Here is a 16,190-nt window from a genome sequence, read left to right on the forward strand (position 1 = left end):
GAGCGACCGGGCCGCCGGAGCGGTCGAAGAGCGCCGCCGCGCCGGAGTCGCGCAGCAGCCGGGCGCAGTACTCGTCCGGGGCGGCCGCGTCGATCGGCAGGAACGCGGCACCGGCCAACCAGCCGCCGAGCATCGCGACGACCAGCTCGGGGCCGGCGGGCAGCCGGATGCCGACGATGTCGCCGGCACCGACCCCGAGGGCGGCGAGGTCCCGGGCGGTCCGCTCGGCGCGTTCCCGCAGTTCGGCGTAGCCCACCTCGCCGCGCTCGGTGCGCAGCGCGACGGCCGGGCGGGCCGCGGCGGCGGCCTCGGCGGCCCGGGCCTCGATCAGGTCCGGCAGCCAGGCCTGCGCGGCCACCGCGGGCCGGGTGGCGGTGTCAGTCATCGGTCCACCTCGTGTCGGTCATCGGTCCACCTCGGGTGGAACGGAAAGGACGGGAAGGGCGGGAAGGGCGGGAACGACCGGAAGGCGCGGACGAGGACCGGCGCCACTCCCCGCGCCCCGGTCCCCGGGGTGACGTGCCGGCGGGCGGTCACGCCGGCTCCGGGAGCGGCTTCACGGCGACCCGCTGCCGGCCCGCCGCGGCGACCGCGAACGCGACGCCCCCGAACGCCAGCGCGCAACCGTAGGCCGCGTGCGATCCGGTGGTGTCGGCCAGGCGCCCGCTGACCGCGGAGCCGGCGGCCACCCCGAGCCAGATCGCGGTGGCCTGCCAGGCCATCGCCTCGGTCCGGCGGGAGGCCGGGACCCCGTCCTGGACGAGCAGCATCCCGGCGACCATGGCCGGCGCCGAGGACGCGCCGGCCAGGGAGAGCACCAGGACGGCGACGACGACGTCGTTCACCAGGAGCATCGGCGCGATGCCGAGCGCCATCAGGGCCGTCGCGCCCAGCAGGATGCGGGTGGTCGACAGGTTCCACTCGCGGGCCCCGTAGGCCACGCCCGCCACCGAGCTGCCGATCCCGTAGGCGGCCAGCAGCAGGCCGGCCAGCCCCTCGCGGTGCAGCTCGGTGGTGAAGGCGACGGTGGCCATGTCGATCGAGCCCCACATGGCGCCGAAGCAGAGGTTGACCCCGGCGATCACGGCGACCGGCCCGAGGAACAGGGCGCTGCCGGCCGGCCTGGGCCCGGTCGACCTCGGGGGCTCGGTGGCGGTGCCCAGCGCGAGCAGGACGCTCCCGCCGCACACCAGCACCAGCGAGCAGACGATCCCGGCGGCCGGGTCGACCCCGGTCGCCAGGAAGGTGGCGACGATCGGCCCGAAGATGAAGATCACTTCATCGACGACCGATTCGAGCGCGAACGCGGTCGACATGATCGGCGACCCCGAGAGCAGCCCGCTCCACCGCGCCCGCACCATCGAGCCGATCGCGGGCGTCGCGGCGCCCATCACCGCCGCGGCGGGGAACAGCGTCCACAGCGGGGCCCCGCGCAGCGCGGAGAGGACGAACAGGGCGCCGTCGACCGCGCCGACGGCGGCGCAGGCCAGCAGGATCCGGCGCTGGCCGATCCGGTCCGCCAGCCGCGCCAGTTGGGGCGCGGCCACCGCGAAGCCCACGGCGGAGGTGGCGGACAGCGCCCCGGCGGTCCCGAACTCGTACCCGACGGAGCGGATGAAGAGCAGGATGCTGATGCCCGTCATGCCGATCGGGAACCGGGCGAGGAGCCCGGGGATCACGAAGCGGAGCGCACCGGGGGTGGTCAGCGCCAGGCGGTAGCGGTTGACGCCCGAGGGTGCGCCGCCCCCGGGCGCACCGTTGCGTGCGCCGTCGGGTTCGGCGTCATGTGCGCCGTCGGGGGCGCGGTCCACGGGCGCGCCGACCGGAACGCGGTCCGCGGGCACGTCGATGTCGGGTTCGGGTCCGGCCGTCACGGGATCAGCCCGCCACCGGGTGACCGATGAAGTCCCCGAGCAGCGCGGCCAGGGCGTCCGGCTCCTCGAACTGGAGCGCGTGGCCGGTGTCGAGCTCGTGCACCCGGAGGTCCGGGTGGGTGGCGAGGAACGCGCGGACGCGGGCGTTGTCCACCAGCTTGTCGCGGGTGCCGAACACGGCCAGCAGCGGGAGCGGACCGATCCCCGCGAAGTCCTTCTCCGAGCGGACGGCGATCTCCTCCCAGGCGTCGATGGTGCCCACGGTGATCCGCAGCAGCCGCAGCTCGTCGGCGTCGATGAACGCGTGCCACTCCGGGCGGTCGGTGAAGTCCGGGGTGCGCAGCGGGATCTGGATGAAGGCGCGGTCCGGCTCGGGGGTCAGTCCGAGCTCCTCCGCCGCGATCAGGGCGGCGTCGATGGAGCGGTCGAGGACGTCGTTGTAGCGGTCGTTGAAGAAGAAGCCGGGCGAGGTCATGATCAGGCTGCTGATCACCTCCTGGCCGGCGAGGCCGGTCGCGACCACGGTGGCGATCTGGGCACCGAAGCACCAGCCGGCCAGGTGGATCCGGCCGTAGGAGTCCTTCAGGTGGCGCAGCAGGTGGGCGATGTCGTCGACGGCGAGCTGACCGGCGGGGATGTGCCCGCGGCCGTCGTTGAGCCCGGAGCCGCGGAAGTCGACGGCGACGAAGGCCGTCCCGGGCAGCTGCCCGAGGCGGGTGCCGAGCGGCGCCTGCCAGCCCGAGTGGCTCATGCCGCCGTGCAGCATGACGACGACGTCGTCGGCCTGCGCGGGGCCCCAGACCCGGTAGTGGGTCCGGTAGCCGTCCGGCTGCTCGAAGGTCAGGACCTGCTCGGTCTCGGGGGTACGGGTGGTGGTCATCGGTTCTGGGTGTCCTCTCCGTCGGTCGGCAGCTGTCGCGCCCGGAGTTCGGCTCCGATCGCGCGGATCTCGTCGGTCGTGTCCAGGACGCGGCCGGTGGGGTCGGTGGTGATCTGGGTCAGGACGGCCACGTGGAGCCTGGCGACGGCCTCGGTCACCGCCTGCGGGAGCAGGCGGCCGTCCGCGTTGACGGTCAGTTCCAGGCGGGACTGGCCGATGTCGCGGCCGACGTTCACCAGGAAGGGGACGTCGGTGTGCTCGAACCAGCGGACGTCCGTGATGACGGCGCCGCCGTCGGCGGCCTCGGCGTAGGCCGGGAACTCCGTGTAGTTGAACAGCGCGGGGAAGAGCGCGACGCGTCCGAGGGCGTCGAGCCCGGCGTCGGCGCCGGCGGCGACGTCGGCCGCGGGGCCGGCCGCGCGGTCGTGGAGGACGTCGCGGGCGACGGCCGCGGTCGGGTAGCGGCGGTGCGGCAGAGCGCGCGCCTCCGCCCGGAACACCGCCTCGACGAGCTCGTTCCAGGTCCGGTCGTCCAGCCGGGCCCGGTGCGGCTGGAAGTTGAGGAACATGCCGGTCATCCGCTCGGCACCCTCCGCCTCCGGCCGGCCGTGGGTGAAGACGCCGGTCACCACGTCCTGCCGACCGCTGATCAGCGCGAGGACGCGCAGGTGGGCGGCGAGCATCAGGTACTTGGGCGGGCAGCCCGCCTGCCGGGCGACCTCGCGCAGCGCGGCCTCCTGCCCGGCGGGCACGGTGAGGGTCGTCTCCGTCCAGCGGCTGCCGGTGCCGTCGGGCGCGAAGCGGGGCAGCGGCGTCCCGGGGTGGTCGCGCAGGACCTCGCGCCAGAAGGCGCGGGACTGCTGCGAGTCGCGGGCCGCGACCTCCGCCCTGACGTAGTCGCGGTAGGCGGGAGCGGGCGGCACCGGCGACTGCGGCGCCGGCCCGGACGGGCTCTCCCCGGACGGGCTCTCCCCGGAGGGCCCGTCCCCGGACAGGCTCGCCGCGTACGAGGTGAGCAGGTCCCGGACGAGCAGCGAGAGGCTCCAGCCGTCGATCACCGCGTGGTGGAAGCCGAACGAGAGGACGAAGCCCTCCGCTCCGGTCCGGTGGGCGGCGAACCGGATCAGACCGGGCCGGTCCCAGGTGAAGCCGGAGCCGCGCTCGCGCTCGAACCACTCGTCGGCGGCACCGGGCCGCCCGGTGGCGTCGACCACGAGGTCGGGTTCGACCGCGGCGTGGACGTGCTGCAGCGGCACCGGCCGGGCGTCCAGCAGGAACGCCGTCCGCAGGGTCGCGGTGGATGCGGTCGCCCGCCGCAGCGCCGCCCGCAGGGCCTGCTCGTCCAGCGGCAGCCGGACGGTGTAGGCGAACACGTCGTGGTAGGCCGACTGGGCCGGGTCCCGCCGGGTGGCCCCGATCATCTGGAGCTGCATGGCGGTGGCCGGGTAGGCGTCGACGACGCCGTCCGGCAGATCGGCCGTCGGTGCCGGAAGGCCCTCACCCGCCGGGACGGGTTCGTCCTGCACGGCGTCCCGGTCACGGCTCTCCAGCCGGTGGGCCAGGGCGCGGGCGGTGCGCAGCTCGATGACGTCGCGCATGACGGCCGCCGGGAACAGCTTGCGGATCTTGGCGAGGATCCGGATCGACGTGATGGAGTCGACGCCCGCGTCGAGGTAGTTGGCGTCCACGGCCAGGGCGTCGACGCCCAGCGCGGTGGCGATGATCCCGGCGATCGCCGTCTCCGCCCCGGCGGGACGGTCGTCCGCCGCCGTGTGCGGCGCCGCCGGTGCGGCCTCCGGCGCCCGGGTGCCCGGGAGCGTCAGCGGCTCCCTGGTGTCCGGGGCGGCGACCTGTCCCGGCGCGTCCGGGGCCGCGAGCGACTCCAGCGCCTCCAGCAGGCCGTCCAGGAACCGCTCGACGGCGGAGGACTTGATCCGGCCGGGGTCGTGGCAGACCGCCAGCCGCATCACACCGTCGAACTGGTCCTTGTGGACGTGGACGACCATCGGGAAGCTGGTCAGTTCGAAGTACCGGGCGCCGTCGATCCGGACGCCGTCCGCCGGACCGGTGTAGGCGTGGAAGTCCGTGTAGTTGAACACGACGTCGAACTGCGGCCCGCCGCGCAGGCGTTCGATCTCGGCGAGCGGGAACCGCCGGTGCGGGAGAACCGCCCGCTCCGCGGCGAAGACCGCGGCGACCAGGTCGGGCCCGGGCGTCTCCGGCACCTCCACGGGGAGCGGCACCGTGTTCAGGAACAGGCCCACCATCTCGGTGCCGCCCGGGACTTCGGGCCGGCCGTGGCCGACCAGGCCGGTGATCAGGCGGGCGGTGCCGGTGAGGTCGGCCAGTGCCGCGCAGTGCGCCGCCAGGTAGACCGACTTCAGCGGCGCACCGAGCCCGGCAGCACTCCGCCGCAGCCGCTCGGCGAGTTCCGCCGGGACGTCCCGTTCCAGGGTCGCCGTCTCGACCGAGCCGTCGGGCTGCGGACCGGCCGGGAGCGTGGCGGGGAACCCGGCGAGCAGGCGCCGCCAGGCCTCCTGCTCCGCAGCGCTCGTGGCGCTCGCCCGCTCCAGCGCGACGTAGCCGCCGAACCCGGGTTCCGCGGCCGGTTCCGCCGGCTCCCGCCCGGCGAGCAACTCCGCGTAGCGCTCGCGGATCCCGGCCACCACGAGGGCCACGCTCCAGCCGTCGAGGATCAGGTGGTGGAACGAGACGCCGAGGTTGAACCGCGTCGCGTCCCGCAGGTGGACGCGGAACCGGACCGGCGGGGCCGCCAGGTCGAAGGGGCGGAGCTTCTCCTGCTCGACCCACTGCGCGATCGCCCGGTCCTGTCCGGCGCGGTCCAGTCCGGTGAGGTCCACGACCTCCACGGCGGCGTCGGCCCGCGGCAGGACGATCTGCAGCGGCTCGCCGTACCGCTCCAGGTCGAAGCAGGACCGCAGTTGGGGGTGGCGGGCCACCGTCGCGGCGATCGCCTGCCGGACCTGCCCGGCGCGGACCTCCGCGTCGGCCTCACCCGATTCGGCCCCGCCGAAGCTGGCCTCACCGAAGCTGGCCTCACCGGAGAACTCGTAGTCGAAGATGTCGTGGTAGACCGGCGAGTCCTCGTCCAGCAGCGAGTGGTAGATCATGCCCGACTGGAGCCTGGTGAGGGGCCACGCGTCGCGGGCGTCCGCCGGCAGCAGGGCCCGGTCGGCCGGGCCGACGAGCCCGAAGGGCCCCGGGTCCGCCGCGGCGGCCGGCTCCTGCGGGTCCCGCTCCTCCAGCGCGGCGGCCAGTTCGGCCACCGTGGGCAGGGCGATCACGTCGCGCAGTTCCACGGCGTAACCGGCCTCGCGCAGCCGGGCCGCGACCCGCAGCGCGAGGATGGAGTCGCCGCCGAGCGCGAAGAACCGGTCGTCGGCGCCGACCTCGTCGACGCCGAGCACCTCGCGCCAGACCCGGGCCACCTCGTGCTGACGAGGTCCGGCGAGCGCGGCGGCGCTCCGGGCCGACGCGCCGGCCGCGACGGGGTCGGGCAGCGCGCGCCGGTCCAGCTTGCCGTTCGGAGTGGTGGGCAGGTCCGGCACCGCCACCAGGTACTGCGGGACGAGGAACTCCGGCAGCCGGCCGCGCAGCCGGGACCGCAGGTCCTCCGCGTCGAGCCCGTCGCCCGCGGGCACCACGTACGCGGCCAGCGCCTGGGCGGCGCCGGTGGTGTGCACGACGACGGCGGCGTCCTGCACGCCCGGCAGCTCGCGCAGCACCGCCGCGACCTCGTCCGGCTCGACGCGGAGTCCGCGCAGCTTGACCTGGTTGTCGATGCGCCCCAGGTACTGGATCCGGCCGTCCGGCAGGAAGCGGGCGAGGTCCCCGGTCCGGTACAGCCGGGCCCCGGGCTCCGTGCCGTACGGGTCGTCGAGGAACACCTTCGCCGACAGCTCGTCCCGGCGGTGGTAGCCGGCCGCGACGGCCACGCCGCCGATGCACAACTCGCCCGGCACGCCGACCGGTTGCAGCACCTGGTGGCGGTCCGTGACGTACAGCCGGACGTTCGCGATCGGTGTGCCGATGGGCACCACCTGGCCGGGGTAGTCGAGGGTGCACGCCCAGTGCGACACGTCGATGGCGGCCTCGGTCGGCCCGTAGAGGTTGTGCAGTTCGCAGTCCAGCGCCCCGGCGAACACCTCCAGCGTCCTGCGCGGCAGCGCCTCGCCGCTGCACACCACCCGCCGCAGGGAGCCGCAGTGCTCCGTCAGCTCCTCCGCCTCCAGGAAGACGTTGAGCATCGAGGGGACGAAGTGGACGGTGGTGACCCGGTGGTCGCGGATGACGCGCTTCAGGTACTCCGGGTCCCGGTGCCCGCCGGGTTCGGCGACGACGACGGCCGCGCCCACCATGAGCGGCCAGAAGAACTCCCAGACGGACACGTCGAAGCTGTAGGGCGTCTTCTGCAGGACCTTGTCCTCGCCGGTCAGGGCGAAGGCGTCCTGCATCCAGTGGAGCCGGTTGGCCAGCGAGTCGTGCCGGTTGATCACGCCCTTGGGCTGCCCGGTGGACCCGGAGGTGTAGATCATGTAGACGGGCGAGTCGGGACCGAGCGCGCGGACGGGGTCCGCGTCGTCCTCGGCGTCCAGGGCGGGGTCCGGCAGGACCAGCAGGGCGGCGCCGCCGGTGCCCGTCGCTTCGAGCGCGGCACGGTGCCGCTCCTGGGTGAGGATCAGCGGGAGGCCGGCGTCCTGGATCATGAACTCGATCCGGGCGGCCGGGTAGTCGGGGTCGATCGGCACGTACGCGCAACCCGCCTTGACGATCGCGAGCAGCGCGACGACCATCTCGACGGATCGCTCCATGTAGACGCCGACGAACGGGCCGCGCGACACGCCGCCCGGCGCGTCGCCGAGCCCGGCACGCAGCGCCCGCGCCACCTGGTTGGCCCTGCGGTTCAGCAGGTCGTAGGTGAGCAGCCGGTCGCCGTACTCGACCGCGACGGCGTCCGGGGTGCGGCGGACCTGCTCCTCGATCACGTCGACGACCGTGCCCGGCGGGTACGCCTTCGCGGTGTCGTTCCAGGTGTCGAGGATCAGGCGCTCCTCGTCCTCGCCGAGCATCGACGGGGCGCCGACCGGGGCGTCGACGGAGGTGGCGAGCGCCCTGAGCAGCCGCGCGTAGTTCCCCAGCAGCCGCTCGGCGGTCTCCGGGTCGAACAGGTCCGTGTTGAACTCCAGCTCGAACTCGTACCCGCCGTCCGTCCGGGCGATGTAGAGCATCAGGTCGAACTTGGCGGCGGTCCGGCGCACGGGGCGGTAGCGGGCCGTGGTCTCGGGACCGAGGTCCAGCTCCGGCTCCGGCCCGAGCAGGGTCAGCATGGTCTGGAAGACCGGGTTGTGGTTGACGGCCCGCTCGGCACCGAGGGCTTCCAGCACCTTGGGGTACGGGGCGTCGCCGTCGTCGAGCAGCCGGTCGGTCGCCTCCCGGGCCGCCTCCAGGAGGTCGCGGAACGGCGCCTCCCGGTCGACGGGCAGGGCGAGCGGGAGCGTGTTCACGAAGCAGCCGACCAGCGACAGGTCCGCCTCGGTCGGCCGGTTCAGGACCGTGGTGCCGATGGCGAACCCGTCCTGGCCGGTGTACCGGTTGAGCAGGGCCGCGTACGCCGCCAGGAAGACCGGGAAGGCCGTGGCCCGGCACTCGCGCCGGCCCGCCTCCAGCAGCGGCTCGACCTCGGTGAGCGGCACGGTGAGCGTACGGCTGCTGCCGCGGAAGGTCGGCCGGGCCTGTCTGGGGCGATCCAGCGGCATGCCGAGCAGGTCCGGGCTGTGCGCCAGCGAGTGCCGCCAGGCCTCGATCTGCTCGGCGTACTCGCCGCGCTCGAAGGCCGCCCTGCTGCTCCGCACGAAGTCGCGGAACGTGGCGGCCGGTCCGGGGCGCCGCACCGGGTTCCCCGACTCGGTGATCGCCCGGACGTCCTCGCCGACCTCCTCCAGGACGAGGCGCAGACTCCAGTCGTCGACCACGATGTGATGGGCCGTCAGTGCCAGCAGCCACCGGTCCTCGGGCAGGGCGACCAGGAGGGTGCGCAGCAGCGGAGCCGCGCCGAGGTCGAACGGCCGGTGGTGGTGGTCGGCCAGGAGCTGCTCCGCGCGGGCGTCGGCCTCGGCGGGCTCCAGCGTCCGCAGGTCGGTGAAGTCCAGCGTGTCCGGGACCGTTGCGAGGACCTCGGCGCGCGGCAGGCCGTCCGGGGCCGCGCGGAACCGGGTGCGGAGCGCCTCGTGCCGCTCGACGGCCGCCCGGACGGCGCCGCGTACGGCGCCCGGGTCGACCTTGCCCGCCAGCTCGAAGGCCAGGGATTCGTTGTACGCGGGTTCGTCGGGGCGGGCCAGGTGGTGGAACAGCCACAGGCTCTCCTGGGTGTAGGAGAGGGAACCGTCGTCTTGCGTGCTGGATATCAGGGTCATGACATTCCATCTGCCGCGAATGGACTGGTTTGTCTAACTCAAGACTGCGGGGTCGGCCGGCGGTCGAACGCCTGCCGAACAACTACCGAACGCCGCACGGGTTTCAGGCCCGACGGCCACCCCGCCCCGTCGCGCCCGCACCGCCCCGGGGGCCGGCCCCGGACCCGGCTCCGGGCGCGACGGGGCGGCGGCCGGAGGGCGCCGCTCGGCGCCCCCGGCACGGGGCAGGACACGGGAGTCAGGACGCGGAGGCCGACGGGGCGTCCGGCCGTCACCGCCGGGCGGCGAGCCGCCCGGCCGTGCCTCGAACCACACCCCGGACCGCGCCTCGGGCTACGCCTCGAAGGGGTCCAGGACTTCGTCGAACTCGCCCAGCAGCCCGTCCAGCGTGGCCGGTCGCTCGGCCGCCGCCGGGGCGGGCTCGGTGACGATCTCGATACACTCGGCCGCCTTCCGGGCCAGCCGGACCGCCGCCTCGGCGCTCTCGGCCTGCACGATGACGTGCCCGCACCGGTCCTCCGACCAGCGCAACTCACTGACGACGGAACCTGGTTCGACACTCACGGCGGCCACGACCACACCGTCGAGCTCCCGCGCCCGGGCCAGCCCCGCCACGGAGACGACCGTCCCGGGCGCGGCCGTGAGGAAGCGGACCGCCGCAGCGCCCCGCGCCGGCCGCAGATCGGCCAGAGGGGCGGACGGTCCGGCCAGCCGGTACGTCGCCTCCTCCAGGTCCACGCCGTACACCAGGCGCACGAGGTCGTTGATGAAGTCCCCGCCCCGCCGGCAGTGCGACTCGACGATCCGCGGCCCCTCGGCCGTGAGGATCATCTCGGTGTGCGAGGGGCCGTCCTGGAGGCCGGCCGCATCCAGCAGACGCACCGTCAGGTCCCTGATGGCGGAGAGCTGTTCGCCGTCGAAGGAAGCCGGCACGACGTGCCCGAGCTCGACGACCCCGCCCTCGGTGTCCTTCGCGGTCACCGCGACGACCGTGTGCCGACCCGCCTCCGAGAAGGCCTCGACACTCAACTCCGGTCCCACCAAGAGCTTCTCGACCAGGAAGTCCCCGATGCCGAACTCCTCGCACCAGGCCCACACCTCGTCGACCTCGTCGACCGAGCCGACCGGCCGCACCCCCAGGCTGCCCGAGCCCTTGGTCGGCTTCACCATCGCCGCACCGTGCGCCGCGACGAACTCCGCCAACTCCTCGCGGGTGGGATTGACCACGAACGGCACCGCCGCGATCCCCTGCTCGTTGAGCAGCGCGCGCATCACCGACTTGTCGTGCAGCAGACGCGTCGTGCGGGCGCCGTTCCCCGGCAACCCCAGCAGGTCGACCAGGTGCCCGCCGACCAGCTGCGCCGCCTCCGTCTGCGTCACGACGCGGGTGAGGGGCTGCACCCCGTGCAGCGCCCGTGCCAGAGCCACGACGGTCGGCACGTGCTGATAATCCACCAACAGCAATTGATCGCAATGCGGGACGACCGCCGGATCGAATTGCGAAGGCTTCTGCGCATAAACGACGTCGACATTCGCCGGCCCGGCTTTCCGGACAAGCCGAATGCTGTCTCCAATAACCAGAACTCGCGGTTTCGCCATTGAAACAGTCCCCCTACTGGCCATGAACAACCCGCCATTGCGCGATGGCGCACCTGTGCGCCGACCGTTCGCCCCCGGTCACCGCTCCCCCGGCTTCCGGCGCGACCAGTCGGCGTCGCACGCTGATACGTGTGTGAGGCTCTAACACCCGCCCGGCGCAGCGGGGAGCAGGCGGCCGGGACAACGTCCGGGTGCGCCGCGCAGCACACCGCCGAACCGTCCGTTCATTTCCGCCTCCCCCCGTGGACCGATCCCGGCAGATCCACGCCGGGCTGTGCAGGATTCGACGAGGCACCCCGGCTCGTTGTTCCGCAGAGCCGCCCCCGGGCACCCTCGACCGCTCGGTGCCTCGATCAGCATTCCGGTGAAACACCGGCCCGTCAAGGCCCTGCCGCCGCCTGGCGCAACTGTTCTCCCGCTATTGGCAGACAGCACCTCGGGGGTACACGGCTCTCTCCACACCCCTTCCGTCACTCGGTCCCGTCGGCGCCCCGGCGGCGGAACTCGGCCGGCCCGCAGCCGTGGTGCTCACGGAAGCGGCGGGTCAGGTGCGGGTGGTCGGTGAAGCCGGCGGCGGCCGCGATCTCGGCGAGCGGCAGCCGGGTCCGGCGGACCAGGTGGCCGGCGACGTCCAGCCGGACGGCGGCCAGTTCGGCCTGGAAGGTCGTCCCCGCCCGGGTGAAGGAACGCTGCAGGGTACGCGGCGCGACGCCCAGTGCGGCGGCCACGGCGGAGAGCCGCCAGTCCGCCGCCGGCTCTCCCGCGATCAGTTCCCGTGCCGCACCCGGCAGGCCGGTGGCGGACGCCCCGGCGGTGGAGGGCCGGGCGGGACCGGGCGGGCCGGCCCGCTCGTCCCACCGCAGCCGCCACCCCCGGACGGCGGGCGCCGGACCGGGCCGCCAGGGTGCGTCGGGTGCCAGGACGGCGCCGTCCGCGGCGAGCAGCGCCACCTCGACCGGGCGTCCGGTCACGGCCGCCACCGCGGCGGTGTGCACCGCGCAGACGAAGACGCTCTCGGCGGACACCGGATCACCCCCCAGGTAACGCCGGTGACTGACCGTCAGCTCTCCCGGCCGCAGCACCGTCCTGGTCCGGTGGCCGACGTGGAGCCAGAGCTCGACCGGACGGGCGCGGGCGATCAGCGCCGCCATGTCGTCCCCCGTCATCAGCGCGCGCAGCAGCGGATCCCGCGGCCGCTCGAAGAGCAGCCGCCCGGCGTCGGAGACCGCCTCCCGTCCGCAGCCGTACAGCGTACCCAGCAGTTCCCGGTGCACGCCCTCGGGCACCGGGGCACCGGCGGCGAGCAGCCGACGCACGGTCCGCCCGGCCGGCCCGAGCGGCCCGGACCCGTGCCGGAGCAGCGCGGCGAGCGCGGCGCCGGCCAGCTCCGGGTGGACGGTCCGCGCCATCTCCCGTACGGCGGTGGGCACGGCGCGATGCTACCGGCGGCTGCCGGGGCCCGCGGCGGTGGCGCACTGGTACAAGCCGGCGCCCGCACCCGGCCCCAGGCTGGCCGCCATGAACGTGAACGGAAAGCGCATCCTCGTCACCGGCGGCACCAGCGGGGTCGGCCTCGCCCTGACCGGGGCCCTCACCGCCGCCGGGGCGAGGGTGGTGACCTGCGGACGGCGGGCGGACCGGTCGGGGGCCGGCCTCGGGTCGTTCACCGCCGACCTCGCGGTGGCGGGCGAGGCGACGCGGGTGGTGGACCTCGCCGCCGGGTTCCTCGGCGGACTCGATGTCGTGGTGGCCAACGCGGGCGTGCAGCACCTGATCGACCTGACCCGGGGGCCGGACCCTGAGGTCCTGGCGCTCGCCGAGCAGGAGCTCGCGGTCAACCTGCGCTCGGTGGTCGAACTGGCCGCCGCGAGCTGGCCCCACCTCACCGGCCCCGCCGCCGGAACCGCCGGGAGCGCAGGGGATCCGGGCCGTTCCGGGAGCGCCCGCAGGGGCGCCGCCCGCGGCGTCGGCCCGGGCCGCGAGACGGCCTTCGTCGCGGTGACCTCGGGCCTGGCCTACGCGCCCAAGAAGTCGGCACCGGTCTACTGCGCGACCAAGGCCGCCGTGCACACCCTGCTCCGGTCGCTGCGCTACCGGGCCGAGGACGAGACACCGTGGCTCCGGGTCCAGGAGGTGGTGCTGCCCCTGGTGGACACGCCGATGACGGCCGGCCGCGAGGGCGCCGCCCGCAAGATCCCGCCGGCCGCGGCCGCCCGGGCCGTCGTCCGCGGGCTGGAGCGCGGCCGGCCGGTGATCGCGGTCGGCGTCTCACGGACGCTGCTCGCACTGCTGCGGGTCCACCCGGGGACGGCCTACCGGATCCTGCGGAACAGCTGAGGCGAACGCGCCGCCTCCCCCGGCCCCGGCGGCGCCGCGGTTCAGCGCTTGACGGCCACGCCCCCGTACATCGCGATGCTCGCGTCCCGCACCGGCGCGGCGTCCGGGTCCGGGTTCCAGTGGTGGACCAGCGTGACCCCGGGGTCGAGCAGGTCGTAGCCGTCGAAGAAGGCGAGGGTCTCGGCCTTGTCCCGGATCTGGAGCGGGATGCCCCGGGCGTTGTACTCGCGACCGACGCCGCCGACGCCGACCGGGTCGGTGTCGCCGGTGAAGACGGTCAGGGCGAGGAAGCTGCCGGGGGCGAGCCGGTCCATCAGCCGGCGGACGATGCCCTGCGGGTCGTCCCCGTCCAGCACGAAGTGCACGATCGCGATCAGCGAGAGCGCCACCGGCCGGGAGAGGTCGAGCACCTCGCGCAGGCTCGGCGAGTCCAGGATCGAGTCGACGTCGCGCAGGTCGGCGTCCAGGTAGGCGGTGCGGCCCTCCGGGGTGCTGGACATCAGGGCGCGCGCGTGGGTCAGCACGATCGGGTCGTTGTCGACGTAGACGACCCGCGCATCCGGCGCGACGCCCTGGGCGATCTCGTGCACGTTGGGCGAGGTGGGGATGCCCGTCCCGATGTCCAGGAACTGCCGCACGCCGTGCTTCTCCGCCAGGTGGCGGACGACGCGCTCCATGAAGGTGCGGGTCGTCCGCATCGAGACCGGGAGGGCCGGCCAGGCCTTGACGGAGGCGTGGGCGGCGACCCGGTCGGGCTCGAAGTTGGTCTTGCCGCCGATGAGGTAGTCGTAGACCCGCGCCGAGTGCGGGACGTCCATCCGCAGGTCGACGCCCGTCCACCCGGTCTGTTCCCCGCCCCGGTCCCCCGATACCCAGTCAGCGCGCGACATCCTCGCCCTCCCCTTCGACCCCGTTGCCGTTTCCGTGTCACCCGTGCCCGGCCCCGGCGATCAGCCGGGCGGCGGACCCATGGTGCGCATGGTAACCGTAATCCGCTGGCAGTGGCCGCGAGTTCCGGGCCCCGGGGCGGACCGCCGGGCGGCCCCTCGGACGGGGCCCCGAGCGGCCTCCGGCCCGCGTCTGCGGCCACGTCGGCCCCCTGCGCCGCACCGACCCGACCCGCACCGCCCCCACCACCGTCCGGATCACCGCCCTGATCGCTGCCCTGATCGCTGCCCGCGCGGGCAGCGGGGCCGGCCCGCACCCCGTGTGCAGAAAATTGGAGTCCTGCAGTCGCATTCGCTAGCCTCTCGAACGTGAGGCTGACCAAGAGCACCGACATCGCCCTCCGCATCGCCATGCGGCTGGCCGTCCTCGACGAGGAGGCCAACCCGACCACCCGCGAGGTGGCCGAGGCGGTGGGCGTGCCGTACACCCACGCCGCCAAGGTGGTCAGCCGGCTGCAGCACCTCGGCGTGGTGGAGGCGCGACGCGGCCGCGGCGGGGGGCTGACCCTCACCGCGGCGGGCCGTACCGGCTCCCTCGGACTGCTGCTGCGCGAGCTGGAAGGGGTGGGTGACGTGGTCGGCTGCGAGGACGAGCCGCCCTGTCCGCTGCGCGCGGCCTGCCGCCTGCGGGGAGTGCTGCGCTCCGCGCAGGAGGCGTTCTTCACCACCCTCGACCCGCTCTCGATCGGCGACCTGGTCGCCGCCCCGACCGGGCCGGTCCTGCTCGGCCTCTCCCGCAGACCCCCCGACTGACACCCGTTCCCAGCCCGGCCCCAGGGCCCGCACCTGCCGGACCCGCACCTCCGCACGCCGCACCCGTCCGCGCATCCGCGCGGCCGATAATACGACTCTCAGATACCAATTTGGAGCGAACCCGATGCTGTCCGCCAAGTCCGCCGAGGTCGTCGAAGCCACCCTGCCCGTCGTGGGCGGTGCGATCGGCTCCATCACCCCGCTCTTCTACGACCGGATGTTCGCCGCCCACCCGGAGCTGCTGCGCGACCTCTTCAACCGGGGCAACCAGGCCAACGGCAGCCAGCGGCAGGCGCTGGCCGGCTCGATAGCCGTCTTCGCCTCCGCGCTGATCGCCGACCCCGACGGCCGCCCGGACGCGCTGCTGGCCCGGATCGCGCACAAGCACGTGTCGGTCGGCATCAGCAACGACCAGTACCGGATCGTCCACGAGCACCTGTTCGCCGCCATCGTCGAGGTGCTCGGCGACGCCGTCACCCCCGAGGTCGCCGCCGCCTGGGACGAGGTGTACTGGCTGATGGCCAACGGGCTGATCGCCGTCGAGGACCGGCTGCGCGCCGAGGCCGTCGCCGTCCAGCAGGGCGACCCGGCCGACCTCTGGCGCCCGTACACCGTGATCGACCGGCAGCAGGAGACCGACGACGTCACCAGCTACCTCGTCCGACCGGCCGACGGCCGCCCGCTGCCGGCGTCCCGGCCCGGCCAGTACGTCTCGGTGCGTGCCGAACTGCCCGACGGCGCACGACAGATCCGCCAGTACAGCCTCTCCGGAGCCCCGGACGGCGCGCTCCGGTTCACCGTCAAGCGTGCCACCGCCGACCGCCCGGACGCACCCGCCGGCGAGGTCTCCAACCACCTGCACGACCACCTGCGCGCCGGGGACGTCCTCGACGTCGCGCCGCCGTTCGGCGACGTCACGCTGGCCGACGGCGACGGGCCGGTGCTGCTCGCGTCGGCCGGCATCGGCAACACCCCGATCACCGCCATGCTGGCCCACCTGGCCGCCACCGGCTCCACCCGCCGGGTGGTCACCGTCCACGGCGACCGCGACCAGCTCTCGCACGCCTTCCGCGCCGACCTCACCCGGCTCACCGCCAAGCTCCCGGCCGGCACCGCGCACGTCTTCTACGAGCGGCCGCTCGGCGACTGGCCCGCCGACCGCACCGGCCTGGTCGACCTGACGACGGTCGAGGTCCCGACCGGGGCCACCGCCTACCTGTGCGGCCCGCTGCCCTTCCTCCGCTCGGTGCGGGGGCAGCTGCTGGCGGCGGGCGTCCCCGCCGCCGACATCCACTACGAGGTGTTCGGTCCGGACCTCTGGCTCGGCCGGGACGCCTGAGCACGACCGCCCCGCCCGGCCCCGCTC

Annotated in this window: 10 protein-coding genes; 3 read left to right on the forward strand and 7 right to left on the reverse strand. The window is 74.5% G+C overall.

Annotation, left to right across the window (positions count from 1 at the left end; translation table 11 throughout):
- The 6 genes from ABZY91_RS24445 to ABZY91_RS24470 all read right to left on the reverse strand — a co-directional run.
- A partial coding sequence (locus ABZY91_RS24445) for an AMP-binding protein (protein ID WP_355405229.1) occupies positions 1-385 on the reverse strand: 385 nt, incomplete at its 3' end.
- Between the two features lie 148 nt (positions 386-533).
- Positions 534-1,874: an MFS transporter gene (locus tag ABZY91_RS24450; protein WP_355405230.1), complete on the reverse strand. Its 1,341-nt coding sequence runs from the start codon at positions 1,872-1,874 to the stop codon at positions 534-536.
- Positions 1,875-1,878: 4 nt separating this feature from the next.
- On the reverse strand, positions 1,879-2,754 hold the full coding sequence (locus ABZY91_RS24455) for an alpha/beta fold hydrolase (RefSeq protein ID WP_329881831.1): 876 nt from the start codon (positions 2,752-2,754) through the stop codon (positions 1,879-1,881).
- Entirely contained in the window at positions 2,751-9,188 is a 6,438-nt protein-coding gene (locus ABZY91_RS24460) for an amino acid adenylation domain-containing protein (protein WP_355405231.1), read from the reverse strand. Before ABZY91_RS24460 ends, ABZY91_RS24455 begins: the two co-directional genes overlap by 4 nt.
- 333 nt (positions 9,189-9,521) lie before the next feature.
- Positions 9,522-10,628, reverse strand: coding sequence for an ATP-grasp domain-containing protein (locus ABZY91_RS24465; protein ID WP_355405232.1), 1,107 nt, complete (start codon positions 10,626-10,628; stop codon positions 9,522-9,524).
- Between the two features lie 629 nt (positions 10,629-11,257).
- Positions 11,258-12,217, reverse strand: coding sequence for a helix-turn-helix transcriptional regulator (locus ABZY91_RS24470; RefSeq protein ID WP_355405233.1), 960 nt, complete (start codon positions 12,215-12,217; stop codon positions 11,258-11,260).
- Between the two features lie 88 nt (positions 12,218-12,305).
- Here ABZY91_RS24470 and ABZY91_RS24475 point away from each other — a divergent pair, with 88 nt between their 5' ends.
- A complete protein-coding gene (locus ABZY91_RS24475) occupies positions 12,306-13,124 on the forward strand; it encodes an SDR family NAD(P)-dependent oxidoreductase (protein WP_355405234.1) in 819 nt (272 codons plus the stop codon).
- Between the two features lie 41 nt (positions 13,125-13,165).
- On the opposite strand, the gene ABZY91_RS24480 is transcribed toward ABZY91_RS24475, so the two are convergent.
- A complete protein-coding gene (locus ABZY91_RS24480; RefSeq protein WP_355405259.1) occupies positions 13,166-13,942 on the reverse strand; it encodes an SAM-dependent methyltransferase in 777 nt (258 codons plus the stop codon).
- Between the two features lie 438 nt (positions 13,943-14,380).
- Here ABZY91_RS24480 and ABZY91_RS24485 point away from each other — a divergent pair, with 438 nt between their 5' ends.
- Complete coding sequence (locus ABZY91_RS24485) at positions 14,381-14,824, forward strand: Rrf2 family transcriptional regulator (protein WP_355405235.1); 444 nt, start codon at positions 14,381-14,383, stop codon at positions 14,822-14,824.
- Positions 14,825-14,948: 124 nt separating this feature from the next.
- Positions 14,949-16,163, forward strand: coding sequence for a globin domain-containing protein (locus ABZY91_RS24490; protein WP_355405236.1), 1,215 nt, complete (start codon positions 14,949-14,951; stop codon positions 16,161-16,163).
- The last annotated feature ends 27 nt before the right edge of the window (positions 16,164-16,190 follow it).

Origin of the sequence: Kitasatospora sp. NPDC002965 (assembly GCF_040611255.1) — a bacterium.
GTDB lineage: Bacteria > Actinomycetota > Actinomycetes > Streptomycetales > Streptomycetaceae > Kitasatospora.